The sequence below is a fragment of the Streptomyces sp. NPDC031426 genome, assembly GCF_055581585.1.
Window position 1 is genome coordinate 145,921 of the sequence record NZ_JBVIJE010000009.1, and the last position, 25,331, is coordinate 171,251.

Below are 25,331 nucleotides of genomic sequence, written 5' to 3' on the forward strand. Positions count from 1 at the left end.
TCCACGGTGGCGCCTGTCGGTCGCGTGGGGTGCGGATCCGTGTCGGCTGGGTGTGGGGTTCGGGGGCGGAGGCGCGGATCGGTTCGTGTGGGGTGGGGCTTTCGGGTCGCTGTCCACGGTGGCGCCTGTCGGTCGCGTGGGGTGCGGATCCGTGTCGGCTGGGTGTGGGGTTCGGGGGCGGAGGCGCGGATCGGTTCGTGTGGGGTGCGGCTTGCGGGCCGCTGTCCACGGTGATGCCCGTTGGCCGTGTGGGATCCGGATCCGTGTCGGCCGGTCGAGGGCTTTCGGTCGGCGGTGCGGATCGGTTCCTGCGGGGTGCCGCTTCCGGGTCACCGTCCCCGGGGATGCCCACCGGTCCCGCCGGACCCGGATCCACCGCGCCTGCCGGACCCGCCGGATCCACCGCGCCCACCGGATCCGCCGCGGCCGCCCGATCTGGGCCCACCGCGGCCTCCGGGCCCACTGGGGCTGCCGGGCCCACCCGGGCTGGCGAAACCGCCGGGGGCTGGGGCGGCGCCGAAGGCGCCGGAGGCGCCTGGAAGGCTCGGGCCCGCGAGGCCGCGTAGCCGCTCCATCTCGCGGCGGTCGCGCTTGGTCGGGCGGCCGGTGCCGCGGTCGCGAAGGCCGGCGGGGGCGATGGCCTCACGGGGCGGAGGCGGCGGGGAGTTGTCGATGTAGCACTGGGCGGCCACGGGAGCGCCGACCCGCTTGCGGATCAGGCGCTTGACGATCACGATCCGTTCCCGGCCCTCGTGCCGCAGGCGCACCTCGTCGCCGACGCGCACGGAGTAGGCGGGCTTCACCCGCTCGCCGTTCACATGGACGTGGCCGCCCCGGCAGGCGGTGGCGCCCAGGGAACGCGTCTTGATCAGACGCACGGCCCAGATCCAGCTGTCGATCCGGACCGTCTCACCCTTGCCCGGCCCCGCGGCCTCGGCAGCGGCCACCGCGGCGGCGATCTTCGGATCGGCCGGCTGCTCGGTGGAGGCGCCGGACCCGAGGACGTCCTGTGAGCCCTGGGCGTCCTCGGCGGGGCGGGGCCCGTCCGGTCCGCCGGTCCCACGGTTCACGTTCTCGTCCGCATCCTCGGAAGCCATGCCCCCGACCTTAACTCCCCGGGCCGGGTGAGCCGGAGGCGATTTTCCCTGGACCGTGGGGTGCCGGGTGCCGGGTGCCGGGTGCCGGGTGTCCTGGGTGCCGGTGCAGCGCACGGCCCGGCTGCTCCCGCCTGGCGGACCCCGGATGAATGCGCCGTGCCTCGCCGGTGCCGTAGTCCCCAGCCCCTCCCGCAGCCGGCTGCGGCGGACACCCGCAGTGCGTGTGGCCGGCGGCCGGCGCCCGTGCCGGTGGCGATCCGCGGGTCGCGGCGGCGGCCCCGGGCGCGGCGTGCACGAGCGCCGATGGGGCATACGGTGGCCGTATGGACGACAGCAGCGCCCTCGCCCGGCTCGACCGGCGCGTCGCGGACTGCAGGGCCTGTCCTCGGCTGGTCGAATGGCGCGAGGAGGTGGCCCGGACGAAACGGGCCGCGTTCGCCGACTGGACGTACTGGGGCCGGCCGGTGCCCGGCTTCGGCCCCGCCGACGCACGGCTGGTGATCATCGGGCTGGCCCCCGCCGCGCACGGCGGCAACCGCACCGGCCGGATGTTCACCGGCGACCGCTCTGGAGACGTGCTCTACCAGGCGCTGTACGACGAGGGGCTCGCCTCGCAGCCCACGTCCGTCAGCGCCGACGACGGGCTGGCGCTGTACGGCGTCCGTGTCACCGCGCCCGTGCACTGCGCCCCACCCGCCAACAAGCCGACCCCCGGCGAGCGGGACACCTGCCGCCCCTGGCTGGTCCAGGAGCTGAGGCTGCTGCGCCCGACGCTGAGGGCCGCGGTCGTGCTCGGCGCCTTCGGCTGGCAGGCCGCGCTGCCCGCGTTCAGCGAGGCGGGCTGGACCGTGCCCAGGCCCCGCCCGGCCTTCGCCCACGGCACCCGGGTCGCGCTCGACGGCCTGGACCTCTTCGGCTGCTTCCATGTCAGCCAGCGCAACACCTTCACCGGCCGGCTCACCGCGGAGATGCTCCGCGAAGTACTGCGCACGGCAGCGGAGGCAGCCGGCCTGCGGTGACCGATCTCCAGCCGCCGCCCTTCGCCCGCCCTTCGCCCGCCAGAGCCCGCAGTGGTCCTTCAGTCAGCGTCGCTGGGGTCGGTTCCGAACAGGTGCCGTACCGTCGAGCGGTAGTTGGCGCGGACGTGGTCGAGCGCGTGAGCGCGGGCGCGGTCGGGGTCGCCGGAGGCGATCGCCTCGTACAACTCGCGGTGCTCGGTGAGGAGTTGGGGCCACTCCTCGTTCCGCCGGGTGAGCCAGCGCAGGCGGCCGTCGACCGGCTCCATGACCGAGATCAGCAGGCTGTTGCCGGCCAGGGCGCGGATGCCGTCGTGGAAGCGCGTGTTGATGTCCGTGATCGCCTCGGCGTCGCCCTCCTTCGTCGCCCGCGCCGCCTGGTCGAGCAGGTCCCGCAGCTCCGCCAGGGCCCCGGGGGTCACCCGGGACGCCGCCAGCCCCGCCGCGTACACCTCCAGCGCCTCGCGCAGCTCGAAGAGTTCTCTGACGTCGGTCGGATCCAGTCGGCGTACCACCGTGCGGCGGGCCGACTCGAAGAGGACGAAGCCCTCGGCGACCAGCGCACGGATCGCCTCCCGCACCGGCACCCGGGAGACCCCGAACCGCTCGGCGAGCTCCCGTTCCACGAGTCGGTCACCGGGGCCGAGGCGCCCGGCGATGATGTCCTCCCGCAGGCTCGCCAGGACGCGCTCGCGCACCGCGCCCAGGGGTTCGATCTTCGTCATGGCCCCATCTTCGCCGACACGGAGCGACTTTTACGGGGCTGTAACGGCAACGACATCGGTCCGAACGCTTGACGACTGCACTATGTCGGGAGTTTGGTATACCAAACGCGGCTGACCGTCGGCCTCCCTGCCGGTGGTCCGTCCGGGTCCTGCGGTATGGCCCCTTCGTCCCCCCTGTCCAGGAGGCCCCGTGTCCCTCGCCGACCGCGCCGAAGCCACCGGCGCACCCGCGTTCGCCCCCGACCCCCGTCTCGTCAACGAGGACCTCGCCCCCGCCGAGCGGCGGAACTGGAAGGTCTTCGACCTCTTCGCCATGTGGATGTCCGACGTCCACAACCTCGGCAACTACACCTTCGCCGCCGGCCTGCTGGTCCTCGGCATGAACGTCTGGCAGGTCTTCACCTCCCTGCTCGTCGGCTTCGTGCTCATCTACGCCGGCATGAACTGGATGGGCAGGATCGGCCAGCGCCACGGCGTGCCCTTCCCGGTGGTCAGCCGGATCAGCTTCGGCGTCTGGGGCGCCAACATCCCCGCGCTGATCAGGGCCGTGATCGCCATCATGTGGTACGGCATCCAGACCTATCTGGCCTCCGTCGCCGTCAATGTGATGCTGCTGGCGGCCTGGCCGGGCCTCGGCTCCCTCACCCACCACTCCTTCCTCGGCCTGAACGCGCTCGGCTGGATCTCCTTCGTCTCGCTCTGGCTGATCCAGGCGCTGATCATCAGCCAGGGCATGGAGGCCGTGCGGAAGTTCCAGGACTTCTGCGGTCCGGCGATCTGGCTGGTGATGATCGCGCTGGCCCTCTGGGTCCTGGCCAAGGCGCACTGGAGCATCTCGCTCACCTCCACCCCGCACCCGGTGTCCACCGGTGAGCAGTGGCGGCAGTGGTTCGGCGCGATCGGCCTGATCCTCGCCACCTACGGCACGCTGATGCTCAACTTCTGCGACTTCTCCCGCTTCGCGCCCGACTACAGGACCGTCCGACGCGGCAACTTCTGGGGCCTGCCCATCAACTCCACCGCGTTCGTGGTCGTCTCCGTGATCGTCACGGCCGGCTCGCTGAAGGCGTTCGGGCAGGCCATCACCGACCCGGCGGAACTGGTCGCCAAGGTCGGCAACACCTGGGTGCTCGTGATCGCCGCGTTCACGTTCGCGGTCGCCACCATGGGCGTCAACATCGTCGCCAACTTCGTCTCACCGGCGTACGACCTCGCCAACGTCTGGCCGCAGAAGATCACCTTCAAGGTCGGCGGCATGATCAGCACGGTGGCCGCGCTGCTCGTCACCCCCTGGAACCTCTTCTCCAACCCGACCGTCGTCAACTACTTCCTCGGCGGCCTCGGCGCCTTCCTGGGCCCGCTGTTCGGCGTGATCATGGTCGACTACTACTGGGTCAAGCGCGGCAAGGTCGACGTCGACGCGCTGTTCGACGCCCGGCCGGGCACCCCGTACCACTACCGCAAGGGCGTCAACCCGACGGCGCTGTGGGCGTTCCTGCCCTCCGCCGCGGTGGCGGCCGTGGTGGCGCTGGTGAAGAGCTTCAGTGATGTCGCGCCGTACTCCTGGTTCATCGGCACGGCACTCGCCGCCGGCCTGTACGCCCTGCTGACCCGCCGGGAGCGCGCGACGACGGCGAGGGAGGTCTGACCGGCGTGCGGATCATCGTCACCAACTGCAACACCACGCAGGAGATGACCGAGGAGATCGTCCGCGGCGCCCGCGCCGCCGCGGGCCCGGCCACCACGGTGACCGGTCTGACCCCCGCCTGGGGCCCGGCGTCCGCCGAGGGCTGGCTCGACAGCTATCTCTCGGCCGCCGCCGTCCTCGACACCCTGCGGACGTACGACGGACCCGCGTACGACGCCGTCGTCCTGGCCGGCTTCGGTGAGCACGGCCGGGAAGGTGTACGGGAGTTGGTGGACGTCCCGGTCGTGGACATCACCGAGGCCGCCGCCCACCTCGCGTGTCTCCTCGGCCGCCGCTACGGCGTGGTCACCACCCTCGACCGCTCCCGCGGCCAGATCGAGGACAGCCTGGAGACGGCCGGTGTGGCCCGGAACTGCGCCGCCGTCGTCGGCACCGGCCTCGGCGTCCTCGACCTCGCCGACGATCCGGGCCGCACCGAGGCCGCGTTCCTGACGGCGGCCGAGCGGGCCCGGGACGCGGGCGCCGAGGTGCTGGTCCTGGGCTGCGCCGGGATGACCGGACTGCAGCAGACGGTGGGGGAGAAGCTCGGGGTCCCCGTGGTCGACGGCGTGGCGGCGGCGGTCAAGCTCGCCGAGTCCCTGGTCGCCCTGGGCCTGACCACCAGCCGCGCGGGCAGCTACGACAGACCGCTGCCCAAGGGGAGGGTGTGGGGACGGTCGGCGCGGTGAGCCGCCAGGTGTGGCTTCCCGTCGCCACAGTGGGAGGCCGGCCGGGCTCAGGGCCGCCAGACGTACCGCACGTCCGGCTCCCGCTCCTCGTTCCCGCTGCCGTCGGTGAACTCGACCGCGGCGAAACCATGGCGCTCGTAGAAGCGGTGGGCGGGTCTGTTGACCTGGAAGGTCCACAGGTTCAGCCCGCCCGGGCTGCGCTCCTTGGCCAGGGCCACGAACCGGTCACCGACACCGCGCCCCCGCCACTCCGGGTCCAGGTACAGCTGCGACAGCAACTCCCCGTCCAGCACCATCAGTCCGACGATCCCGCCGTCGGCGGCCTCCGCCACCCAGGTCTCCCGGAACGGCACCACGACATCCCGGATGTACTCCCGGACCTCGTCGTCGGTGTGCGGCCGGACGACGGTGGGCAGGGCGGTGTCGAAGGACCGCAGATACACATCCGCGGCGGCACGGGCGTCCGCCGCCACGGCCCGGCGCAGCACGACCTCGTCCGTCACCGGTTCCCCTCCGGCTCCGGCACCACGGCCGTGGCCGTGATCTCCACCAGCTGCCCGGTGTAGCCGAGGCAGGCGACCCCGAGCAGCGTGGACGAGTGCGGACCCGCGCTCAGCCCGGAGGCCTCCACCACCTCCCACACCGCGGACAGTACCGAGGTCTCGCTGCTCACCACGTACACATCCGTCGTGACGACATGCGCCAAGTCGCTGCCGACGGCGGCCAGTTGCTCCCGGAGGTTGGCGAGCACCTGCTCGGCCTGCCGCACCGGATCCCCCGGGCCGACGATCTCCCCCTTCTCGTCGAGCGGCACGGATCCCGCGAGGAAGGCCAGCTTCGTCCCGGCCTCGACGACGGAGGCGTGGGAATAGCGGGGCGGTGGGAAGAGGACCGGGACGGTTACGCGCTGGATCACTGGGACTGCTCTCCTGAAACGGCGGTGGACGACTTCCCGACGAATCCCGATGATCGGGCCCCCAGGCCCTGCTCGCATCCGAATTACCAGGACGCCTCCGCCGACGGGACGCCGACGGCGGAGGCGTCGGCGTACGGACCCTCCACTCGCCAACCGTCCTCGCGGGCCACGCGTCCGCCGTCGATGGGTTCCGCCGCGATCCGCGCCGGCACCTCCCGACGCCGCCGGAGCGCGGCCGCCCGCGCCGCCGCGGACCGGCGGGCCGCGGCGGCCGAAACGGCCCGGAACTCCTCGCTGTCCTCGGCTGTCTCGACCCGGTCGAGGCGATACAACCGCGTCCGCGGTGCCGAGTCGAAGTGCGGGTTGCTCCGCAGCGGATCGGGCTCCCCGAGCAGGTGACGGGCCATGCCCGGTGTCCATCCCCGAGCGCGCGGCCCCGCCATCGACACATGCGTGCGCGGCTGCGGCGCGACCGCCCGGTCTTCCTGCTGCCGTGGGGCTTCCCCAGCCCGCTCGTGCCCGCTCTCGCCCCTGTGCCTGCCGTCCTGGATCGTCACGACTGCCTCCCCCGTCGTCACACTGCGTCACGATTCCTTGATAACGCGTGCCACTGACAACGGGCTGTGACCAGGTTGTCGAAGCGGGAAGCCTCGCGGAATTTCGGGAGCGGACTCCGTGACGGCTGCGGCAGGCTGAGCCCATGCCGACGCCCATGCCCTCGCCCCGGTTTGCCGATTCCCTCTTCCTCGACCGTACCGCCGACCGCCTCGCCGCCCTCCCCGCCGTCCGGGCGGTCGCGCTCGGCGGATCCCGGGCCCAGGGCACTCACCGGGACGACAGCGACTGGGACCTGGCGATCTACTACCGGGGCTCCTTCGACCCCGGCGACCTGCGGGCCGTCGGCTGGGAGGGCGAGGTGTCCGAGGTCGGCGGCTGGGGCGGCGGGGTCTTCAACGGCGGGGCCTGGCTGACCATCGACGGACGCCGGGTCGATGTGCACTACCGGGACCTGGACGTGGTCGAGCACGAGCTGGCGGAGGCGCGGGCGGGACGGTTCCGGGTGGAGCCGCTGCTCTTCCATCTCGCCGGCATCCCCACCTATCTGATCGTGGCCGAACTGGCCGTCAACCAGGTGCTGCGAGGCACCCTGCCCCGCCCGGCGGACTACCCGGCCAGGCTGCGCGTCACCGCCGCCGAGCGCTGGCACGGCACCGCCCGCGCCACCCTCGCCTATGCAAAGGCCAACCACGCCTCCCACGGCCGCCTCACGGAGACCGCCGGGTCCGTCGCGACGGCCGCCGCCCAGGCCGCGCACGGAGTGCTCGCGGCACGCGGCGAGTGGGTGACGAACGAGAAACGGCTGCTGGAGCGGGCCGGGCTGCGGCGGATCGACGCGGTGGTGGGTGCGCTGCGGGCTCAACCCGAGGCCCTCGTCGCCGCCGTGACCGAGGCCGAGGAGATCGTCGCCGGCGCATTGCGTTCATAAAGAAACCGGCCCGCCCGGCCACCTTTCACGTGCCGGAAACGTGAGCGTCCAGTTCGCACCGAGAACGCCCCCTACCGTGGAAGCACAGCCATCCGGCCGCCGTCGTCCGAAGGCAAGGCACGTCCCGCCCGCGTACGACAGGAGTCCCGTGTCCCGGCCCGCCGCCCCCCTCTGGCTCGCCCATGCCCTGCGCGCCCAGCGCGGTCCCGTTCCCTGGAGCGCGGTGACCCGGGGCGCGCTCGCCGCCGGTCCGCTGCTGCTCGCCGGCGTCGGTACGGGACACACCGCCCCCGGCGTCCTTGCCGCCATCGCCGCCATGCTCGCCGGCATCAACGACCGGCCGGGCAGCCGGCGCGCCTCCGTCAAGCGGCTCGGGGTGCCCGCGCTCGCCGGGGCGCTCGGGCTTGTCACGGGGACGTATGCGGGGCATGCGCTGGCCGCCGTACCGCTGACCCTGACACTCACCCTGCTCGGACTGCTCGCCGGTGGCATCAGCGCGGTCGGGCCTGTCGCCTCCGCCGCGGGAACGCAACTGCTCGTCGGCGCCGCGATCGGTGCCGGGATGCCGGCGGCCGAGAGCGGCTGGCAGCGGGCCCTCGCCTTCCTCGCCGGGGCCGGCTGGCTGCTTCTGCTGCGGCTCGCACTGCCCACGCCCGGTTCGCTCGCCGGGGACTTCCGGTTCGACGGAGAGCGGGAGGCCGTGGCCGATGTGTACGACGCCGTCGCCGCCCTCCTCGACGCCGTGGGCGGTGACCACGCCACGGCCCGGCGGGCCGCGCTCACCGCCGCCCTCGACCAGGCCCAGGACGCCCTCGCAGGGCCCCGGCTGCGCCGGTACGCCAGTTCCGCCGCGGAGCGCCGGCTGCATGCGCAGTACGTGGCCGCCCTCCCGCTCGCCGAGGCCGCCACCGCGCTGTTCTGGGCGGGGGAGCCCGTCTCCACGCGGACCGCGGCAGGGCCCCGGCGGCTCGCCGCCGCCGTCCGCGGCAACACCGGCACCGGCGCGCTGCCCGCCCCCCATCGCTCGGCCCCGGCCCTGCGCGCCCTCGACGACGCCCTGCTGCGCGCGGCCGAGGCCTTCGACCGGGCCGAGGACGCACCACACCGGCCGCTCGCCCGCCGCCGGGACGTACGACACGCCGTACGCGCCGCGCTCGGCACCGGCGGACGCGAGTACGGGCTGCGGGTCGCCGTCTGCTTCGGGGCCAGCGCGGCCATCGCCCAGGCGCTGCACCACGCCCGCTGGTACGGCCAGCACCAGCACTGGTACTGGCTGCCCGCCACCGCCGTGTTCCTCGTCAAGCCCGACCTCGGGCCGCTCGCCTCCCGCGTGCTGTGCCGGGCCGCCGGGACCGTGCTGGGCGCCCTGCTGTTCGCCGGGCTCGCCACGCTGCTGCCACGCCCGGCCGGGCTGATCGCGCTGGTCGCGGTCTGCGGGGCGCTCGTGCCGGTCGCCACCCGGCACTTCGCCGCGCTGACCGCCGTCGTCACCGTCCTCGTCCTCGCCCTGGTCATGGCCGGCGGTGAGCCGCAGGCCTCCCTCAGCCGGATCGGCGAGACCGTGCTGGCCTGCGCGCTCGTACTGGTCGTCGGGCATCTGCCGATGCCGGGGCAGCGCGGCGGCAGGGTACGGGAGCGGCTCGCCACGGCCGGGAGTGCCGCGCACGCCTATCTGGCGCACGTCCTCGCCGAGTCCGGCGACCGCGCCGAGCGGTGGGCGCTGCGCCGGGAGGCCTACCGCACCCTCACCGAGGCGCGCACCGCCATCGCGCTCGCCGCCGCCGAACTGCCCGCCCTGGCCCGGCACACCGCGGGCACCGACGCCGTCGCGGACGTCCTGGAGCGACTTGTCGACACGACCACGGCCTGCGCCGTACACCTCGACGACACGGGCCGGCTCACACCCCGGCACATCGGGCAGCTCCAGGGCGCGCTGGGGGAGTTGCGGCTTCAGGGAGTCGAAGTACCGCTGCCCGCCGTGCAGCGGATCGAGGTGTAATCCCTCACCCTCGACCGCCCCTCCCGTAAGGGAGTTGGAGTACGGGAGCCGGACGCCGGCGACACGCGGGTCCGGGTGCCGGAAAAAATCTTCGCGCGCGGCGATGAGTTCCACGCCCGGCGGCGGTCACCACCCCGAACCGACCGCAGGACAGGAGGGCCCATGTCGCTACCGGAGATCGTCTCGCGCGAGCAGTGGCGCGCGGCGCGCGAGGAATTGCTGCGCAAGGAGGAGGCGGTCAGACGGGCCCGCGAGGTGCTCGGGGAGGAGCGGCGGCGGCTGCCCGTGGTCGAGGTCGACGCGGAGTACGTCTTCGAGGGCGGTGACGGCAAGGCCATCCTCCTGGACCTCTTCGAGGGCCGGGCCCAGCTCGTCGTCCACCACTTCGTGTTCGCCCCGGAGTGGGAGACCGGCTGCCCGTGCTGCTCGGCCTTCCTGGACCAGGTCGGCCATCTCGCCCACCTGCGGGCCCGCAACACCTCCTTCGCGGCCGTCTCCCGGGCCCCGTTCACCCGGATCCTGCCGTTCAAGGCGCGGATGGGCTGGGTGGTGCCCTGGTACTCCTCGTCGTACCCCTCGTCCCACGGCGACTTCAACATCGACTTCGAGGCCACCGTGGAGTCGGACCGGGGCCTGGTCGAGCGGCCGGGCGTCAGCTGCTTCCTGCGGGACCGCGACCGGGTCTTCCACACCTACTCGGTGTACGACGAGGGGCTGGACGGCCTCGGCACCCTCGCCGGTCTGCTCGACCTCACCGCGCTCGGCCGCAGCCCAGCCGGCAGCGACCAGCCACGCCTTCACGACGAGTACGACTACTGACACGGAGGGTGCGGTTCATGTCTCCATGTGAACGGTTCCGCACGCTCCGCGCCGAACGAGTGTAGGTAATGTCTCAGTCCCGTCACCGAGCGAGGCGTTTCCCTTCTCCTGGGCGTTAACTCCTATGAGTACGACGCTTTCTGGAGGTGCGAGATGGTGAACGGGCGAACGGTGCTCGAGCGCTTTCCCGCCGGTGGTCCGCGGGGCTCCCGGCCCGCGGAGGAGTTCGCGCACGCGCGGCGTCTGGAAGGCCTGCCCGCCGAAGTGGTCATGGACCTCTCGACGGACACCTTCCTGGTGATCGTGCGGGGGACCGAGGCGGCCGAGTGAGCGCGCTGTCGCCGTCGGCCGTGCTCAGGCCGGCTTCGGCGCCGGTACCTGCGCCGTGAACTGTTCCGCCTGCAGCGCGTACAGCTCGGCGTAGACACCGCCCCTGGCCAGCAGCTCCTGAGGCGTGCCGGACTCCACCAGCCGCCCGTGCTCCAGCACATGCACCAGGTCGGCATGCCGGACCGAGGCCAGCCGGTGGGTGATCAGCACGACCGTCTGCCCGCTGCCGGCCAGCGCCCGGATCTTCTCGAACACCTCCAGCTCGGCCCGCGCGTCCAGCGCTGCCGTCGGCTCGTCCACGATCAGCACCCGCCCGCGCCGGTACGCCGCCCGGGCGATGCCGAGCCGCTGCCACTGACCGCCGGACAGCTCGTGCCCGCCGCTGAAGTCGCGGGCCAGCAGCGTGTCCAGGCCGCGCGGCAGATCCGCGACCACCTCCTCGGCCCCCGCTTCGGCGACGGCGGCGGCCAGCCGTTCCTCGGTGATGGGCGCGGCCGAGCGCCCGACGGCCACGTTCACCCGGGCGGTGAACGGCCAGCGTTTGAAGTCCTGGGCCACCATGGCGATCCGCTCGGCGAGCAGCCGCCGGTCGGCCCGCGCCGCGTCGACGCCGTCCCACAGGATCCGGCCGCGGTCCGGGGTGTACAGGCCCGCGAGCAGCTTGACCAGCGTGGACTTGCCCGAGCCGTTCTCGCCGACGAGCGCGATGATCCGGCCGAGCGGCAGCGTGAGGGTGACGTCGTCCAGGGCGGGGCGGGCTCGCAACTCGGCGGAGCCGGCTCGCAACTCACCGGTGGAGGCCTGCAACTCACCGGTGGAGGGGGCGGGCGTGTCACTCGGATAGCTGAAGGTGACGTGCTCGAACCGGATCTCCTTCGGGTCCTCCGGCAGGGCCTCGCCGCCCTCCGGGACGGCCCGCTCGGCCGCCTCCACGTACAGCCGCTGCAGATCCCCCACGAACAGGGCCTCCTCGTGCAGCTGGTTGATCTCCAGCACCAGTGTGTCCAGGCTCGACGCACCCGTGCGGATCGCGATCACCGCCGTACCCGCGACCGACAGGGCCATCGCGCCGGCCAGCAGCAGGGCGCCCAGCGTGGCGTAGGTCGCCAGCGTGGCGAGGCCCGTCCAGCCCGCCGCGATCAGTCCGGTCCGGGCGGCGAGCCGGGCCAGCCGGGCCTGCTCCGCCTCCGCCGTCTCCGACATGGACCGGAAGTGCCGCAGCAGGAACGGGCCGACCCCGTGCACCCGGATCTCCGGGGCCGCGGCCGGCTCGGTGAGCAGATGGCTGATCAGCCGGCCGGCGCGGGCGTGCTGCACCCAGACATGGAAGGACTCGTAGCGGCGCCGGGCGTTGGTCAGCGCGCTCCAGGCGCTCGGCAGGGTCATGGTGACCAGCAGCGGCAGCAGGAGCGGATGCAGCACCGCCAGCACGCCCGCGGCCGCGATCAGCGAGATCAGCGCGCCGATCACCCGGGCGCCGTAGGAGATCATGCGGCGCGCGGACTCGGCGCCGTACCGGGCGGTGTCCAGCAGTTTGTGAAAGGCGTGGTCCTCGATGGCGGCCAGCTCCACGTTCGCCGCCCGCTCCAGATACAGCTCCGTCGCCACGCGCTCCACCTTGGGCTCAAGCCGCCCGATGGCGTAGGTGGAGGCCGCCCGCAGCAGCGCGGCCACGAGCGATACGGCGGCCATGGCGAGCAGTGCGGGGGCCGCCGACCGGAGGCGCTGCTCGATGTCCGGGCCGGTCAGCAGCCTGGCGAGCGCGTTGTTCACGGCCAGCAGGCTCACCGCCTGGGCGGCGCCGCGCAGCGCCTCGGCGGCCAGGACGATCCGCGCGGCCCGCGCGTCGGCCTGCAGGGCAAGCCGCAGACTGGACGCCAGCATGCCGGGCAGCCGGATGACCATCGCCCGGAAGCTCAGTTCCAGGAAGGCGTCCGCATGCTCGTTCCAGCCCATGTCGTACCGCAGCGCTCCCCCGAACAGCAGCCGCTCCGACCCCGACACCACGGGCTCGGGCGTCCCCCGCTTCTTCGTCACATGGCCTCCCGGAGCATGACGGAACGGCCACTATCTCCGGGCGTACGGGTGGCGGGGGAGGGCGCGAGGGGGGAGTGCGGGGGAGCGAAGGGAGTGCAGGGCGAGCCCACACTGCAGCGGGCGTCACCGCCGAGGCGAGCGCGGCCTCACGCCGCCCGGGACCAGTCCGGAGTCGTCCCGGTCACCCGGCACAGGGCCAGGTACAGCGGGATCGGCGGGGTGTACGGAACCGTGCCCTCCGGACGGTGGATGAGCCGTGCGGTGCCGGTGACCAGGGCGCCGGGGGCGTAGTGCGCCGGAGAGGGCCAGGGCAGGGCGTAGTCGGAGTCCGACGGAACGATCCACCACCAGCGGGCGCCGTCGGTGTACACACAGCCCAGCCGAGGCAGCCGGGGTACGACGAGCGGGCCGAGGCGGTCGGGCACGGCCACGGCGTCGCAGCCGAGCGGTGCGGTCATGCCCTCCGGCACCGCGAGTCGGCGGAGTGCGTCCGGGACGGACCTGTGTCGTTGCAGCCGCACCAGGGTGTCAAGACCGAGGGACCGCTCGGGGCCCTGGCCGACGGCACTGACGGCAAGGGCGGTACGGGGGGCACGCGCGGCGCCGACGGCGCCGGGCCGGAAGGGGCTCGTGACGTTGTGACTGTTGTCGTGCCCGTCTGACTCGTGCCCGTCTGACTCGTGCCCGTCTGACTCGTGCCCGTCCGGGCCGTAGCCGCCGGAGCCGTGCCGTGCGGTCACGGGCGCTCCCCGGCGCGGTGCTGCTCGGGGGCGTGGTGCAGAGACTGGTGGGGTGGCCGGTCCAGGAATCGGTGGCGGTGGGGGTCCGGTGCCCCGGGGCGGTGCTGGGGCTCGGGTGCGAGAGGGCGGAGGTGCCCGGCGGCCCGTTGCCGGCCCTCCGGTGCCTCGTCCTCGCCGGAGTCGTCCGGGCGGCCGGGCTTGGGACGGGCGCCCCAGCCCAGGTCGGCTCGCGGAGCGGCGGTGTCGCGGTCCGCGTCGTCCCCCCGGGTCAGCTCGGCCCATACCAGCAGCCCGGGCCCGTGTTCCTGCGCGCCCCAGGCCCGGCACAGCGCGTCGACGAGGAGCAATCCCCTCCCGTGCTCCTCATCGGGCCGCTGCGGGGACGGGTGGGGTTCGCCCGGGGCGCAGCCCTCGTCGCGTACGGCTATGCGCACGGTGTCGTCGTGATCCTGCAGCTCGCACACCACCCGACTGCTCGCGGTGTGCACGATCGCGTTGGTGACCAGCTCGGATATGACCAGGGCCGCGCTGTCGCAGGTGTCCGCGCATACCGACCAGCCGGTCAGCCGGGCATGCGCGAGGCGTCTCGCCTGGGCGACGGAACCCGGATGTGCGGCCAGCTCGAAGCGGAACCGGCGCCCGGCAGCGCCCCCGACAGGGGCTGCTCCCGTGGCCGCACCGAGACCGGGGTGGTCTGCGGCGGCGTCTGTTCCTAAGGGCGCGGACGGAATCACGCTTGCCACTATCTCCTCGCCGTGAACACTTGGCAAGTGTCACTCTGAAAATTGCAGAGTGCTGTGTGACTCGGTCAGGGGCCGTGGCACACTGCTCGCAACAGCACGTCGAGCGGCGCCAATTGGGGTCATCGGAGGTCCGTCCCGGTCTTCGAATGCATCTTCGAATGGCGCCGCAGGGCTGTCGGGAGACATCTGTCAGGAAACCTTCGGTCGTCAGAAGACGTTCGGTGGAGGCGTTCGGTGGAGGTGAGAGCGTGAGCGAACCGCGGTCCGCGCCGACGGTGGGCCAGGTCGTCCTCGGCCGACGCCTGTTGGACCTGAGGGAACGTGCCGGACTGAAGCGTGAGGAGGCCGCCCGCGTCCTGCGTGTCGCGCCCGCCACCGTCCGCCGTATGGAGATGGCCGAGGTCGCCCTCAAGATCCCGTACCTGCAACTGCTGCTGAAGTCCTACGGCGTGGCCGACGACGAGGCCGAACTCTTCGTCCGGCTGGCCGAGGAGGCCAACAAACCCGGCTGGTGGCAGCGCTTCCACGACATCCTGCCCGGCTGGTTCTCGATGTACGTCAGCCTGGAGGGCGCGGCCGGCCTCATCCGCTCCTACGAGCCGCACTTCGTCCCCGGCCTGCTCCAGACCGAGGACTACGCGCGCGGTGTGCTCAAGTCCGGTGCCATCGGCCAGACCAGCCCGGACGACATCGAGCGGCACGTCGCCCTGCGCATGCAACGCCAGCAACTGCTCACCCGTCCCGACGCCCCGCGCTTCTGGGCGGTGATGGACGAGACCGCCCTGCGCCGCCCGGTCGGCCCTCCGGAGGTGATGCGCGCGCAGATCGACAAGTTGCTCGAGGCCACGAAGCTGCCCCATGTGACGCTCCAGGTCGCCCCGTTCGCGAGCGGGCCGCACCCGGGGACGTACGGGCCCTTCGTGCTGTTCCGATTCGCCATGCCGGAGCTGCCGGACATGGTCTACAGCGAGTACCTGACCGGCGCCGTCTATCTGGACGCGCGCACGGAGGTGGCGACCCACCTCGAGGTCATGGACCGCATGGCGGCGCAGGCCGCTACGGCACAACGCACGAAGGAGATCCTCCGGGATCTCCGCAAGGAGCTGTGAATGGATCGCATCACGCCGCGCGGACACGTCTACAACGGCATGCCGGCGCGGGAGTTGGGCAGCGAGGGCTGGCACAAGCCCTGGAGCGGCGGCAACGGAGGGAACTGTCTGGAGGCGATGAAGCTCGCCGACGGCCGGATAGCCGTGCGGCAGTCCACCGACCCGGACGGGCCGGCGCTGATCTACACCACCGCCGAGATGACCGCGTTCATCGAGGGTGCCAAGGCGGGGGAGGCCGACTTCCTGCTGTCCTGACCTTGAACCGCATGTTGCTTCTCGCTCAACTTCCTCACCTTGGTACCAACTTGATCATTCATTGCGCCGAACGCTCATGACGCTCATGGAGTGCCGCATGACAGGGCAGGACCCGACGGCCGTGGCGATCGACACCAGCAAGCCGCATCCCGCGCGGATGTACGACTGGTATCTCGGCGGCAAGGACAACTACCCCGTCGACGAGGCGATGGGCCGTCAGATGCCGGCCCTCGACCCCCGGGTGCCGGTGATGGCCAGGGTCAACCGCGCGTTCATGCACCGCGCCACCCGGTGGCTCGCCCAGCAGGGCGTACGGCAGTTCCTGGACATCGGCACCGGCATCCCCACCGAGCCGAACCTGCACCAGATCGCCCAGCAGGTCGCGCCCGAGGCCCGGGTCGTCTACTGCGACCACGACCCGGTCGTGCTGGCCCACGCCGCGGCCCTGCTGCGCCGCACACCGGAGGGCGCGACCGAGTACCTGCAGGCGGACGTGTGCGATCCGGACGCGATCGTCGCCGGCGCCCGGCGGGTCCTGGACCTCGACCGGCCGGTCGCGCTCTCCCTGGTCGCCCTGCTGCACTTCATTCCCGACGAGGACGGCGCGCACGACCTGGTCGGCCGGCTGCTGGCCGAACTTCCCTCCGGCAGCTACCTGACGATGACCCACGCCACGGCCGACTTCACCCCCGAGGAGTCGGCGGCCGCCACCGAGAAGCTGAAGGCGGCCGGCGTCACCCTCGCCCTGCGCTCCCGCGACGAGTTCACCCGCTTCTTCACCGGCCTCGACCTGGTCGAGCCCGGCGTCGAGATCGTCCACAAGTGGCACCCGGAACTGGGCGAGCCGGTCCCGGGCTAGGACGACGGGGTGATCCCGGGGTACGGGGCGGTGGCCCGGAAGCGGTAGACCCGCGCGGCGCGCCTGTTCAGCGCGAGGGTCGGCCACTGAACCGTCCCCGCGCCGCGCGCGCCGGGGGCAACTACGCCGCACGCCGGAGGCGCCCCGCTCCTCACCCGGGAGGCAGCACCCCGCACAGCGCCTCCAGTGCCGCGCCGTAGGCGTGTTCCGCGGCGGCCGCGTACCCCACCACCAGTCCGTCACCCATCGTCGCGGCCGCCTGCGGATGCCGGAACGCGTCGAGTCCGTCCACGGCGACGCCCTGCCATGCGGCGGCCTTCACCGTGGACCGCTCGGTGCCGGGCGGCAGCCGCAGCACCGCGTGCAGCCCGGCCGCGATGCCCGTCACCTCGACCTGCGGCGCGTGTTCGGTGAGCGCGGCGACGAGCCGGTCACGCCGGTGCCGGTAGCGCTGCCGCATGCGCCGCACATGACGGTCGTACGACCCGGAGACGATGAACTCCGCCAAGGCCAGCTGGTCCAGGACGCTCGCCCAGCCCTCCCGCTCGCCCTTCGCCGCCAGCACGGGCCCCAGATATCGCTCCGGCAGCACCATCCAGCCCAGCCGCAGCGCCGGCGACAGGCTCTTGCTGACCGACCCGAGGTGGATCACCCGCTCCGGATCGAGACCCTGGAGCGCACCGACCGGCTTGCGGTCGTATCGGAACTCGCCGTCGTAGTCGTCCTCCAGTACCACCGTCCCACGCGCGCGTGCCCAGCCGATCACGGCCGCCCGGCGCTCCGGGTGCAGCGGGCCGCCGGTCGGGAACTGGTGCGCCGGCGTGAGCAGCACGGCCCGCTCCCGCCCGAGTACGTCCACTCGCGCGCCGTGCTCGTCCAGCGGCAGCGGCACCGTGCGCACCCCGGCCGTGGTGAGCAGCCCCCGGTGGAAGTCCAGCCCGTACGCCTCCACGCCCAGCGGACCGCGCAGCACCCCGCCCGCGCCCTGGCCGAACAGCAGCCGCAGCGCATGCGCGAAGCCCGAGCAGATCACGATCCGGTCCGGCTCGGTCCGCACGCCACGCGCGCGTGCCAGATATTCGGTCAGAGCCTCCCGCAGCTCACGCCGCCCGGCCGGATCCCCGGGCCCGAACGCCTCGTTCGGCGCTGTCTGGAGCGCCCGCCGATAGCAGGCCGACCAGGCCACCCGCGGGAACGCCGACGCGTCCGGCGCGCCCTGCCGCAGATCGTGTCGCGGGCCACGCTCGCGTGGAGGTGTTTTCACGGGCGTCCGTACGGCGTCCCGCAGCGGCTCCGCCCGGTCGGCGACCCGGGTGCCCGAACCCTGGCGGGCGGTCAGCCAGCCCTCCGCGACCAGTTCCGCATACGCGTCGGCCACCGTGTTGCGGGCCACGCCCAGATCGGCGGCGAGCGACCGGTACGGCGGCAACCGGGTGCCCGGCGCCAGCCGCCCGCCGCGCACGGCCTCGCGCAGCGCCCGGGTCAGCGCGGCCCGCCGCCCACCCGGACCCGACAGCTCCAGATGCAGATCGGCGCCGATCCGCTCCGCGGAATTGACCCACGATTCCGTCATAGAAATGCACCCTACAACCGGTCTATCGGGCCCCTAGGTTGAGGCCATGACGACGAACACGAACACCGCCGCAGCCGACATCACCACCGCGATCGCCGAGGTCGAGGCCGCGCGCACCCGACTGGACTTCGCGAAGTCCGCCCCCAAGGTCTTCCGCGCCGTCGTCGGCTTCGACGCCGCCGCCCGCGCAGGCCTGGACCCGGCGCTGGTGGAGCTGATCCAGATCCGCTCCTCCCTCCTCAACCACTGCGCCTACTGCCTGCACATGCACACCAACGACGCCCGCAAGGCAGGCGAGAGCGAGGACCGGCTGCACATGGTCGCCGTCTGGCGCGAGGCACGGCACTTCTTCACACCCAAGGAACAGGCCGCGCTCGCGCTCACCGAGGCCCTGACCCTCGTCGCCGACGCGGGCGTCCCCGACGCCGTCTACGCCGAGGCCGCGGCCCACTTCGCCGAGGAGGAACTGGCCCACGTCATCGCCGTGATCTGCACGATCAACACGTGGAACCGCGTGGCCCTGTCGACGGGGAAGGTGGCGGGGACGGACGAGCGGAAGGGCTGAGCGGCGACGACAGAGGCGGGCGTCGATCGCCCTGCCTCGCCGGCCACTCCACCTGCGGCACCCGATCTCGCCGGTAACCTCATACCGGAACACCGGCAATCACAACGGCGTATCCCGGCGGTGCGAACCGGACGTCACCACAGCCGAGGACAGCCGACGGCGACAAATAGCCGTCGGTCACGCCTACACCCTCATCGGCCGATCCCTCGGAGAGACCGGCGCAGGCAACCGTGAACTCCCGGTCAGCCAGCGGTCGACGGCCGCCGCCACCGCTCGCCCCTCCGCGATCGCCCAGACGATGAGCGACTGCCCGCGCGCCGCGTCCCCGGCCGCGAACACCCCGGGGACGCTGGTCGCGAAGCCGTCGTCCCGGGCGATCGTGCCGCGCGTTTCGAGCTCCAGCCCCAACTGCCCGATCAGCCCGTCCTTCTGGTCCGGCCCGGAGAACCCGAGGGCGAGCAGCACGAGATCGGCGGGCAGCGCCCGCCCGGTGCCCGGCACGGGGCGGCGCGACTCGTCGACCTCTACCAGGTGCAGCGACCGCACCCGCCCGCTGCCGTCCCCCTCGAAGTGGAGCGTTGACGCGGCGAACAACCGCGCGTCCGCGTCCGCCGCCGGTGCCGTACGCAGGTCCCGGGCCTCCTCGTGCGCGGCCGACAGCCGGTAGACCTTCGGGTATGTCGGCCATGGCTCGGTTTCCTCGTCGCGCTCGGTGCCCGGCTGCGCGTAGATGTCCAGCTGGGTCACGGACGCGGCCCCCTCGCGCACCGCCGTGCCCAGACAGTCCGCCCCGGTGTCCCCGCCGCCGACGATCACCACATGCTTGCCGGCCGCGGACAGCGGGGAAACCTCCAGATCCCCCTGACACACCCTGTTGGCCAGCGGCAGATACTCCATCGCCTGGTGTATCCCGTACAACTCCCGACCCGGCACCGGAAGTTCCCGCCACGCCGTGGCCCCCGTGGCGATGACCACGGCGTCGTACCGTCCGCGCAGCTCCACCGCCCCGACATCCCGCCCGACGGCCGTCGACGTACGGAACTTCGTCCCCTCGGCCCGCATCTGCTCGATCCGTCGCTCCAGATGCCGTTTCTCCATCTTGAACTCGGGGATGCCGTACCGCATCAGCCCGCCGATCCGGTCGTCCTTCTCGTACACGGCGACGGTGTGTCCGGCCCGGGTCAGCTGCTGCGCCGCGGCGAGCCCGGTGGGCCCGGAGCCGATGACGGCGACCGTCTTCCCGGACAGCCGCTCGGGCGGACGCGCCTGGGCGAAACCTTCCTCCCAGGCCCGGTCGGCGATCGCGCACTCGACGTTCTTGATGGTGACGGCCGGCTGGTTGATCGCCAGCACGCATCCCGCCTCGCACGGTGCCGGACACAACCGCCCGGTGAACTCGGGGAAGTTGTTGGTGGCGTGCAGCCGGTCGCTCGCCGCCCGCCAGTCCTCCCGGGAGACCAGGTCGTTCCACTCCGGGATCAGATTGCCCAGCGGACAGGCGTCGTGGCAGAACGGGATGCCGCAGTCCATGCACCGATCGGCCTGCTTGCTGATGATGGGCAGCAGCGCTCCCGGGACATACACCTCGTCCCAGTCCCGCACCCGCTCCTCGACGGGCCGCCGCGGCCACTCCCGGCGCGGCGTGTTCATGAACCCCTTGGGATCGGCCATGGTCGTCTTCCTCGCGTACGGATACCGCGCGGGTATCGGTGTACGACGGGCCGTACGCCATTCGGGTGGCGTCCTTCGGCACTCTTTCGGCCACGATACGTCCGCCCCGGCCACCGCGCAGAGTGGTGGACAGCGCTTTCTCCATGGCTTGTCAGAGCGGGGGCTTGTCAGGAGCCGGCCGCCCCGGGGCCCGCACGCAGATCAGGCGAGGGCCAGTACGTAGACCAGTGCGGCCGCTGCCGAGGCGCCGGTGCGGACGTGGTTCCAGAACGTCCACTCGCGTACGTACGCCGGCCAGTACTCGGCGGCCTCCGCGGCGCCCGGGGTCAGCCGGGCCAGCCGGTCGTTGCGGGGGACGTTGGCGACGATCGTCAGCCCGAACGAACCGAAGAGATACAGCGCGCTGCCCAGCAGCAGTTCAAGCTTCCCTTCGTCCGGCCACACCACGAACGTCACCACCGCGATCATCGCGCTCAGCACCGCCGAGCCGTTGAACACCGTCATGAAGGCGGGCCGGACGGCGGCGACATTGATCGCGTTCATCGCCGCGACACCCTGCGCGGGCGGCAGCCCGGCGAGCCCCCGCATCACAAAGGTCGAGAACGCGCAGAACACCCCGGCCATCAGCCCGGTGCCGAGTACCCCCACCACGACCAGCACGAAGAACGGCCCGTCGATCATCTCCACGCCCCATCTCGTCTCGTTCCGCCCGGTACGCGCCCGGCAGCACCTCTTTTTCTCCTCCTTCCTTCTCCCCACCCCCACCCCCCTCCCTCTCCCGCTCAGCCTGCCTCCGCCCCGGCGTCCTGCCAGGCCCGCAGCACACTCTCCACAGCCGGGGCGATCCGGCGCCGTGCCTCGTACCGTGACACCCCGCTCATCAGCAGCTGGTCGTACGGTGTGTCCACATGCCGTACGGCCGCCACGACCGCCGAGACCACAGCTCCCTCCGACAGCGCCCGCCCGGCCGCACTGCGCCCGACCCGTCCACTGCCGCGCACGGACGCGTGCGCCGCGACGGCCCGCGCGCGATCGGCAGGGCAGCCCGGAAAGAGCCGCAGGATCTCGGCCGCGAATGCCGCCGCGAACCGCTCGTCCTCCGCCGCCCGGCGCCGCGCGTCCCGCGCCCGCCGCCTGCGCCGCGCCTCCGCGTCCGCCAGGCAGCGGGCCTCGGCCCGGGCCAGCGCCGCCTCCTCCACCAGCACGCCCTGCCGCTCGTAACGTCCCTTGCGCCGGTTGAACCGCACCACGACGACCGACAGCCCGCTCTCCTCCCTCGACCTGCGGGTCAGTGCGGTGTCCCCGCGCGGCAGGAACACCAGGTGCCCGAGGTCCGTGCAGTGCAGACAGCGCGGTGCCCCGTCCTCCAGCACGAGCAGCGTCAGCGGCCCGCGCCGGCACGTGGCGCACCGCTTGGGCTTCTGCGCCTGGATGACGACAAGCCGTCCGGGTGAGTGGGGAGTTGAGGGAAGTGCCATACGCGGTACTTTCCCCGCCGCCACCCTCGCCTCCCACGCCTTGCCTACTCCGTCTTGTCCATTGCCTCCTCCTTCCCGCTCCGGAAGTTGAACACCGGCACCCGGATACGGTGCCGCGCCGAAGCCTGGATCTCGTCCACCGCCGCCACGGCGAGCTCGGCGTACGACAGCCACGGCTCAGCCCCGCCGTCGCCACTCTCTGCACGGGGCAGCCGCTCCCCGCCGACGCGGTACCGCCCCGTCCGCGGTCCGCCGTGCTCCAGGTGTCCGGCGGGCGTGAGCATCACCCAGTCGACGGGGCCGTCCACCCGTTTCCGCAGGCGGTCCAGTCCCGCGGTGTGGGCCCGGGCGAAAGGAAGGAGCTCCGGCGGGAAGGCCACCAGGTCGTCCACCACCCCGGCCGTCCTCGCCGACCAGATTCGCACCCAGCCCCACCGCGACGAGCCGGCCCACCTCGGCCGCGGCGAGCCCGTCGAGCAGTGCGTCGGCCGCCTTCACGAAGAACCCGGCGTCGAGCGTCTCGAACCCTTGCTCGGGCCCGCCGAGCGTCCGGACACCGCAACTGATCCCGCCGCTCCGACCCCGGTCAGCCCTGCCGCCGGGCCCGTCCCCGACAGGCACTGTCACCCCACCTTCCGCCACCCGGCATCATGGCCCTGTGCGACTCGAAGCGATCACCTGGGACCGGCTCGCGGAGCAGCTCGCCGATCGGCTGGCCGGGCTGGAGCCGGCCGACGGAAGCGCCTGGCCGCGTGTCTGCTTCGACGGGGCCCCGGCCGCCCGGCCCGGCGACCTCGCGGAGCGGGTCGGGGAAGCGCTGCGGGTGCGTGGCCGGCCCTCACTCGTGGTCGGCGTGGAGGGTTTCCTGCGCCCCGCCTCGCTGCGCCTGGAGCACGGGCGGCGCGACGCGGAGTCGTACTACGGCGGTTGGTTCGACACCGGCGCCCTGTGGCGCGAGGTCTTCGGCCCGCTCGACCCCGGTGGCAGCGGGCGAGTCCTGCCCGACCTGTGGGATCCGGCCACCGACCGGGCCACCCGCAGCCCGTATGTCCAACTCCCGCCCGGAGGGGTCCTGTTGCTCCACGGCCCCCTCCTGTTGCGGCACTGGTTCCCCTTCGATCTGACCGTGCACCTCCTCCTCTCCCCGGGTGCCCTGCGCCGCCGTACCCCTGAGAGCGAGCACTGGACGCTCCCCGCCTTCGAGCGCTACGAGTCCGAGACGGACCCCGCGGGCACGGCGGACGTGCTGGTGCGCGCCGACGACCCGCGCCATCCCGCCTGGAGCGGCTGATCCGGGCGGCCGCCCGGCAGAGTGCCCCCGCCGCTCAGAGCCAGCCGTTGCGCCTGAAGCCCCGGTACAGCACCAGACACGCCGCCGCCATGACGGCCATGACCAGCGGATAGCCGAACCGCCAGTGCAGCTCCGGCATGTGGTCGAAGTTCATGCCGTACACCCCGCACACCATCGTCGGTACGGCGATCACCGCGGCCCAGGCCGTGATCTTCCGCATGTCCTCGTTCTGCGCGACGGTCACCTGCGCGAGGTGGGCCTGCAGAATGGAGTTGAGCAGTTCGTCGAAGGCGGCGATCTGTTCCTTGGCGCGTATCAGGTGGTCGAGCACGTCCCGGAAGTAGGTCTGTATCTCCGGGGCGATGACCCGTATGGGCCGGGTGGCAAGGTCCTCCACCGGGCGGCCGAGCGGCACCACCGCCCGCTTCAGCTCCAGCAGTTCACGCTTCATCTGGTAGATGCGCCCGGGGTCGAGCCGCGCACCGTTCTCCGAGAACACCTCCGTTTCGACCTGGTCGATGTCGGCCTGCACCGCGTCCGTGACGTTCAGATAGTCGTCGACGACATGGTCGGCGATCGCGTGCAGCACCGCCGCCGGCCCCTTGGCGAGCTGGTGCGGATGCGCCTCCAGCTCCTCGCGCAGCGGGCCCAGTGAGCCGTGCCGGCCGTGCCGCACCGTGATGACGAAGTCCTCACCGACGAACACCATGATCTCGCCGGTGTCGACCACCTCGCTGGTCGCCGTCAGTTGTTCGTGCTCCACGTAGCAGACCGTCTTGAACACCGCGAAGAGCGTGTCGCCGTAGTGCTCCAGCTTCGGCCGCTGATGGGCCTCGACCGCGTCCTCCACCGCCAAGGGGTGCAGGTCGAAGAGTTCGGCGATGCCGGCGAACTCACGGTCCGTCGGCTCGTGCAGCCCGAGCCAGACGAAGCCCTCGCCCGTCTTGCGCACCATCCGCACGGCATCCACCAGGTCCGTGCACTGCGGGACGCGCACACCGTCCTGGTACGTCACACAGTTGACCACCGAGGAGCCCAGCGGTGACCGGGCGGGATGGCTCAGGTCCACGCGCGGCCGCCGCCTGGCCAGCCGCGCCACCTTGCGCAGGCCGCCGACCCTGCCCAGCCCCGTGACCTTCCGCAGATTCCCCGCCATCGACATCTGGATCTCCTTGCCTGGATCTCCTCACGCAACGCTTTCGCGCCCTGCCCGGCAAGTCTGCCAGCCGAGGGCAAAGCGCGGGTAAGCCTGTGGGAACGGGAGGTTCCGCTTGGTTCCCGACTGTGGACGGAGCACCGATGCCGCGGCCTCGGCCCCGGCCGCCCCTGGCCGGAGCGTCGGCGGACCGGCCAGAGCCGGGTGACTGCGATGATCGGGCATGACCTCATCCGACGGATATCTCCTGGACAACCGGCAGAACGAGGCCGCGGAGCGCTTCGACGCCTTCGCCGCCCTCTTCGATCCCACGACCTTCCGGCACATCGAGGCGCTTGGCATCGGGCTGGGCCGGCGCTGCTGGGAAGTCGGGGCCGGCGGCACCTCCGTGGTGTCCTGGCTCGCCAGGAAGGTGGGCCCCACCGGACAGGTCGTCGCCACTGACATCGACACCTCGCGGCTCGCCGCCGCGGCGGCGAGTGCGCCGGTGGAGGTGCGGGTCCACGACGTGGGTGCCGAGGAACCACCGGGTGAGGGCTTCGACCTGGTCCACGCCCGGCTCGTCCTCGTCCATGTGCCGGACCGGGAAAGGGCGTTGCGGTCCATGATCCAGGCCCTCCGGCCCGGCGGGCATCTGCTGATCGAGGATGCCGACCCCGCTCTCCAGCCCCTGATCTGCCCCGACGAGTACGGTCCTGAGCAGCGGCTCGCCAACCGCCTGCGTCAGGGCTTCCGCACGCTGCTCGCCCAACGTGGCGCCGACCTCTCGTACGGCCGCAAACTCCCGCGTCTGCTCCGCGAGGCCGGACTGAGCGGGGTGGAGGCCGATGCGTTCTTTCCGGTGGCATCACCTGCCTGCACCGCTCTCGAGGCCGCGACGGTCCGTCAGATCCGGAACCGGCTGGTTGCCGCCGGGCTCGCCACCGACGAGGACGTCGACCAGCACCTGGCCAACGTCGAGGCCGGCAGCATGGACCTGGCCACCGCGCCGATGATCTCGGCGTGGGGGAGGAAGGACTAAAGGACTAGAGGAAGTACTAGCGGGGGGAAAGGCCTGGGCGCCCGCGCCTCGGTACGACGCCGGCCTCAG

Annotated in this window: 27 protein-coding genes; 13 read left to right on the forward strand and 14 right to left on the reverse strand. The window is 72.5% G+C overall.

Going from position 1 to position 25,331, the window contains the following annotated elements; genetic code table 11:
• Positions 1–329: 329 nt before the first annotated feature.
• Positions 330–1,097 carry an RNA-binding S4 domain-containing protein gene (locus ACZ5NH_RS20540; RefSeq protein WP_468777104.1) on the reverse strand — a complete coding sequence of 256 codons (768 nt, stop codon included), beginning with the start codon at positions 1,095–1,097 and terminating at the stop codon, positions 330–332.
• Between the two features lie 323 nt (positions 1,098–1,420).
• Here ACZ5NH_RS20540 and ACZ5NH_RS20545 point away from each other — a divergent pair, with 323 nt between their 5' ends.
• Positions 1,421–2,116, forward strand: a complete 696-nt coding sequence (locus ACZ5NH_RS20545; RefSeq protein WP_468777106.1) for a uracil-DNA glycosylase — start codon at positions 1,421–1,423, stop codon at positions 2,114–2,116.
• 59 nt (positions 2,117–2,175) lie between these two features.
• Here ACZ5NH_RS20545 and ACZ5NH_RS20550 read toward each other — a convergent pair whose 3' ends face one another.
• Positions 2,176–2,838, reverse strand: coding sequence for a GntR family transcriptional regulator (locus tag ACZ5NH_RS20550; RefSeq protein ID WP_468777108.1), 663 nt, complete (start codon positions 2,836–2,838; stop codon positions 2,176–2,178).
• Between the two features lie 190 nt (positions 2,839–3,028).
• On the opposite strand from ACZ5NH_RS20550, the gene ACZ5NH_RS20555 reads away from it, so the two are divergent.
• Entirely contained in the window at positions 3,029–4,486 is a 1,458-nt protein-coding gene (locus ACZ5NH_RS20555; protein ID WP_468777110.1) for an NCS1 family nucleobase:cation symporter-1, read from the forward strand.
• Positions 4,487–4,491: 5 nt separating this feature from the next.
• Complete coding sequence (locus ACZ5NH_RS20560; protein ID WP_468777112.1) at positions 4,492–5,214, forward strand: aspartate/glutamate racemase family protein; 723 nt, start codon at positions 4,492–4,494, stop codon at positions 5,212–5,214.
• Between the two features lie 47 nt (positions 5,215–5,261).
• On the opposite strand, the gene ACZ5NH_RS20565 is transcribed toward ACZ5NH_RS20560, so the two are convergent.
• The 3 genes from ACZ5NH_RS20565 to ACZ5NH_RS20575 form a co-directional block, all read right to left on the reverse strand.
• Positions 5,262–5,717 carry a GNAT family N-acetyltransferase gene (locus tag ACZ5NH_RS20565; protein WP_451551364.1) on the reverse strand — a complete coding sequence of 152 codons (456 nt, stop codon included), beginning with the start codon at positions 5,715–5,717 and terminating at the stop codon, positions 5,262–5,264.
• Positions 5,714–6,130: a RidA family protein gene (locus ACZ5NH_RS20570; protein ID WP_468777114.1), complete on the reverse strand. Its 417-nt coding sequence runs from the start codon at positions 6,128–6,130 to the stop codon at positions 5,714–5,716. Before ACZ5NH_RS20570 ends, ACZ5NH_RS20565 begins: the two co-directional genes overlap by 4 nt.
• Before the next feature lie 83 nt (positions 6,131–6,213).
• Positions 6,214–6,537: a hypothetical protein gene (locus ACZ5NH_RS20575; RefSeq protein ID WP_468777116.1), complete on the reverse strand. Its 324-nt coding sequence runs from the start codon at positions 6,535–6,537 to the stop codon at positions 6,214–6,216.
• 293 nt (positions 6,538–6,830) lie between these two features.
• On the opposite strand from ACZ5NH_RS20575, the gene ACZ5NH_RS20580 reads away from it, so the two are divergent.
• From ACZ5NH_RS20580 to ACZ5NH_RS20595, 4 genes are all read left to right on the forward strand, one after another.
• The gene (locus ACZ5NH_RS20580) at positions 6,831–7,616 is read left to right on the forward strand and encodes a nucleotidyltransferase domain-containing protein (protein ID WP_468777118.1); all 786 of its coding nucleotides are present in this window, start codon (positions 6,831–6,833) and stop codon (positions 7,614–7,616) included.
• Positions 7,617–7,764: 148 nt separating this feature from the next.
• Positions 7,765–9,615 carry an FUSC family protein gene (locus ACZ5NH_RS20585; RefSeq protein WP_468777120.1) on the forward strand — a complete coding sequence of 617 codons (1,851 nt, stop codon included), beginning with the start codon at positions 7,765–7,767 and terminating at the stop codon, positions 9,613–9,615.
• Between the two features lie 162 nt (positions 9,616–9,777).
• Complete coding sequence (locus tag ACZ5NH_RS20590) at positions 9,778–10,434, forward strand: DUF899 domain-containing protein (protein WP_468777122.1); 657 nt, start codon at positions 9,778–9,780, stop codon at positions 10,432–10,434.
• A gap of 153 nt (positions 10,435–10,587) precedes the next feature.
• Complete coding sequence (locus ACZ5NH_RS20595) at positions 10,588–10,764, forward strand: hypothetical protein (RefSeq protein WP_388621255.1); 177 nt, start codon at positions 10,588–10,590, stop codon at positions 10,762–10,764.
• A 24-nt stretch (positions 10,765–10,788) separates the two neighbouring features.
• Here the strand turns inward: ACZ5NH_RS20595 and ACZ5NH_RS20600 are convergent, their stop codons facing one another.
• The 3 genes from ACZ5NH_RS20600 to ACZ5NH_RS20610 all read right to left on the reverse strand — a co-directional run bounded on the left by ACZ5NH_RS20600 (position 10,789) and on the right by ACZ5NH_RS20610 (position 14,311).
• On the reverse strand, positions 10,789–12,801 hold the full coding sequence (locus ACZ5NH_RS20600; protein ID WP_468777124.1) for an ABC transporter ATP-binding protein: 2,013 nt from the start codon (positions 12,799–12,801) through the stop codon (positions 10,789–10,791).
• 146 nt (positions 12,802–12,947) lie between these two features.
• Positions 12,948–13,325, reverse strand: coding sequence for a hypothetical protein (locus ACZ5NH_RS20605; RefSeq protein WP_468777401.1), 378 nt, complete (start codon positions 13,323–13,325; stop codon positions 12,948–12,950).
• A 212-nt stretch (positions 13,326–13,537) separates the two neighbouring features.
• Complete coding sequence (locus ACZ5NH_RS20610; protein WP_468777126.1) at positions 13,538–14,311, reverse strand: ATP-binding protein; 774 nt, start codon at positions 14,309–14,311, stop codon at positions 13,538–13,540.
• Positions 14,312–14,532: 221 nt separating this feature from the next.
• On the opposite strand from ACZ5NH_RS20610, the gene ACZ5NH_RS20615 reads away from it, so the two are divergent.
• From ACZ5NH_RS20615 to ACZ5NH_RS20625, 3 genes are all read left to right on the forward strand, one after another.
• Positions 14,533–15,393, forward strand: a complete 861-nt coding sequence (locus tag ACZ5NH_RS20615; RefSeq protein ID WP_388621249.1) for a helix-turn-helix domain-containing protein — start codon at positions 14,533–14,535, stop codon at positions 15,391–15,393.
• Positions 15,394–15,648 (forward strand): DUF397 domain-containing protein, encoded by a 255-nt coding sequence (locus tag ACZ5NH_RS20620; RefSeq protein WP_388621247.1) that lies wholly within the window; start codon positions 15,394–15,396, stop codon positions 15,646–15,648. It begins immediately after the preceding gene.
• Positions 15,649–15,745: 97 nt separating this feature from the next.
• Positions 15,746–16,507, forward strand: a complete 762-nt coding sequence (locus ACZ5NH_RS20625) for an SAM-dependent methyltransferase (RefSeq protein WP_468777129.1) — start codon at positions 15,746–15,748, stop codon at positions 16,505–16,507.
• A 151-nt stretch (positions 16,508–16,658) separates the two neighbouring features.
• Here ACZ5NH_RS20625 and pdxR read toward each other — a convergent pair whose 3' ends face one another.
• Entirely contained in the window at positions 16,659–18,080 is a 1,422-nt protein-coding gene (gene pdxR / locus ACZ5NH_RS20630) for a MocR-like pyridoxine biosynthesis transcription factor PdxR (protein WP_468777130.1), read from the reverse strand.
• A gap of 46 nt (positions 18,081–18,126) precedes the next feature.
• Here pdxR and ACZ5NH_RS20635 point away from each other — a divergent pair, with 46 nt between their 5' ends.
• Positions 18,127–18,645: a carboxymuconolactone decarboxylase family protein gene (locus ACZ5NH_RS20635; protein WP_468777132.1), complete on the forward strand. Its 519-nt coding sequence runs from the start codon at positions 18,127–18,129 to the stop codon at positions 18,643–18,645.
• A gap of 183 nt (positions 18,646–18,828) precedes the next feature.
• Here ACZ5NH_RS20635 and ACZ5NH_RS20640 read toward each other — a convergent pair whose 3' ends face one another.
• The 4 genes from ACZ5NH_RS20640 to ACZ5NH_RS20655 form a co-directional block, all read right to left on the reverse strand.
• Complete coding sequence (locus ACZ5NH_RS20640; RefSeq protein WP_468777134.1) at positions 18,829–20,316, reverse strand: glutamate synthase subunit beta; 1,488 nt, start codon at positions 20,314–20,316, stop codon at positions 18,829–18,831.
• 201 nt (positions 20,317–20,517) lie between these two features.
• Positions 20,518–20,997, reverse strand: a complete 480-nt coding sequence (locus ACZ5NH_RS20645) for an anthrone oxygenase family protein (RefSeq protein ID WP_468777402.1) — start codon at positions 20,995–20,997, stop codon at positions 20,518–20,520.
• Between the two features lie 101 nt (positions 20,998–21,098).
• Positions 21,099–21,794 carry a DUF2293 domain-containing protein gene (locus ACZ5NH_RS20650; protein WP_468777135.1) on the reverse strand — a complete coding sequence of 232 codons (696 nt, stop codon included), beginning with the start codon at positions 21,792–21,794 and terminating at the stop codon, positions 21,099–21,101.
• Positions 21,795–21,838: 44 nt separating this feature from the next.
• Entirely contained in the window at positions 21,839–22,219 is a 381-nt protein-coding gene (locus ACZ5NH_RS20655; RefSeq protein ID WP_468777137.1) for an NAD(P)-dependent oxidoreductase, read from the reverse strand.
• A gap of 233 nt (positions 22,220–22,452) precedes the next feature.
• Here ACZ5NH_RS20655 and ACZ5NH_RS20660 point away from each other — a divergent pair, with 233 nt between their 5' ends.
• Positions 22,453–23,085 carry a nucleoside/nucleotide kinase family protein gene (locus ACZ5NH_RS20660; RefSeq protein WP_468777138.1) on the forward strand — a complete coding sequence of 211 codons (633 nt, stop codon included), beginning with the start codon at positions 22,453–22,455 and terminating at the stop codon, positions 23,083–23,085.
• Between the two features lie 34 nt (positions 23,086–23,119).
• Here the strand turns inward: ACZ5NH_RS20660 and corA are convergent, their stop codons facing one another.
• Positions 23,120–24,247: a magnesium/cobalt transporter CorA gene (gene corA, locus ACZ5NH_RS20665; RefSeq protein WP_450980575.1), complete on the reverse strand. Its 1,128-nt coding sequence runs from the start codon at positions 24,245–24,247 to the stop codon at positions 23,120–23,122.
• Between the two features lie 217 nt (positions 24,248–24,464).
• Between corA and ACZ5NH_RS20670 the strand changes: the two genes are divergently transcribed.
• Positions 24,465–25,262 (forward strand): methyltransferase domain-containing protein, encoded by a 798-nt coding sequence (locus tag ACZ5NH_RS20670; RefSeq protein ID WP_388621228.1) that lies wholly within the window; start codon positions 24,465–24,467, stop codon positions 25,260–25,262.
• The last annotated feature ends 69 nt before the right edge of the window (positions 25,263–25,331 follow it).

Coding starts and splice junctions, on each gene's coding strand:
- ACZ5NH_RS20540 (WP_468777104.1), bottom strand. CDS start 1,097: ATGGCTTCCGAGGATGCGGACGAGAACGTGAACCGTGGGACCGGCGGA.
- ACZ5NH_RS20545 (WP_468777106.1), top strand. CDS start 1,421: ATGGACGACAGCAGCGCCCTCGCCCGGCTCGACCGGCGCGTCGCGGAC.
- ACZ5NH_RS20550 (WP_468777108.1), bottom strand. CDS start 2,838: ATGACGAAGATCGAACCCCTGGGCGCGGTGCGCGAGCGCGTCCTGGCG.
- ACZ5NH_RS20575 (WP_468777116.1), bottom strand. CDS start 6,537: ATGGCCCGTCACCTGCTCGGGGAGCCCGATCCGCTGCGGAGCAACCCG.
- ACZ5NH_RS20580 (WP_468777118.1), top strand. CDS start 6,831: ATGCCGACGCCCATGCCCTCGCCCCGGTTTGCCGATTCCCTCTTCCTC.
- ACZ5NH_RS20590 (WP_468777122.1), top strand. CDS start 9,778: ATGTCGCTACCGGAGATCGTCTCGCGCGAGCAGTGGCGCGCGGCGCGC.
- ACZ5NH_RS20595 (WP_388621255.1), top strand. CDS start 10,588: ATGGTGAACGGGCGAACGGTGCTCGAGCGCTTTCCCGCCGGTGGTCCG.
- ACZ5NH_RS20620 (WP_388621247.1), top strand. CDS start 15,394: ATGGATCGCATCACGCCGCGCGGACACGTCTACAACGGCATGCCGGCG.
- ACZ5NH_RS20625 (WP_468777129.1), top strand. CDS start 15,746: ATGACAGGGCAGGACCCGACGGCCGTGGCGATCGACACCAGCAAGCCG.
- pdxR (WP_468777130.1), bottom strand. CDS start 18,080: ATGACGGAATCGTGGGTCAATTCCGCGGAGCGGATCGGCGCCGATCTG.
- ACZ5NH_RS20635 (WP_468777132.1), top strand. CDS start 18,127: ATGACGACGAACACGAACACCGCCGCAGCCGACATCACCACCGCGATC.
- ACZ5NH_RS20640 (WP_468777134.1), bottom strand. CDS start 20,316: ATGGCCGATCCCAAGGGGTTCATGAACACGCCGCGCCGGGAGTGGCCG.
- ACZ5NH_RS20645 (WP_468777402.1), bottom strand. CDS start 20,997: ATGATCGACGGGCCGTTCTTCGTGCTGGTCGTGGTGGGGGTACTCGGC.
- ACZ5NH_RS20650 (WP_468777135.1), bottom strand. CDS start 21,794: ATGGCACTTCCCTCAACTCCCCACTCACCCGGACGGCTTGTCGTCATC.
- corA (WP_450980575.1), bottom strand. CDS start 24,247: ATGTCGATGGCGGGGAATCTGCGGAAGGTCACGGGGCTGGGCAGGGTC.
- ACZ5NH_RS20670 (WP_388621228.1), top strand. CDS start 24,465: ATGACCTCATCCGACGGATATCTCCTGGACAACCGGCAGAACGAGGCC.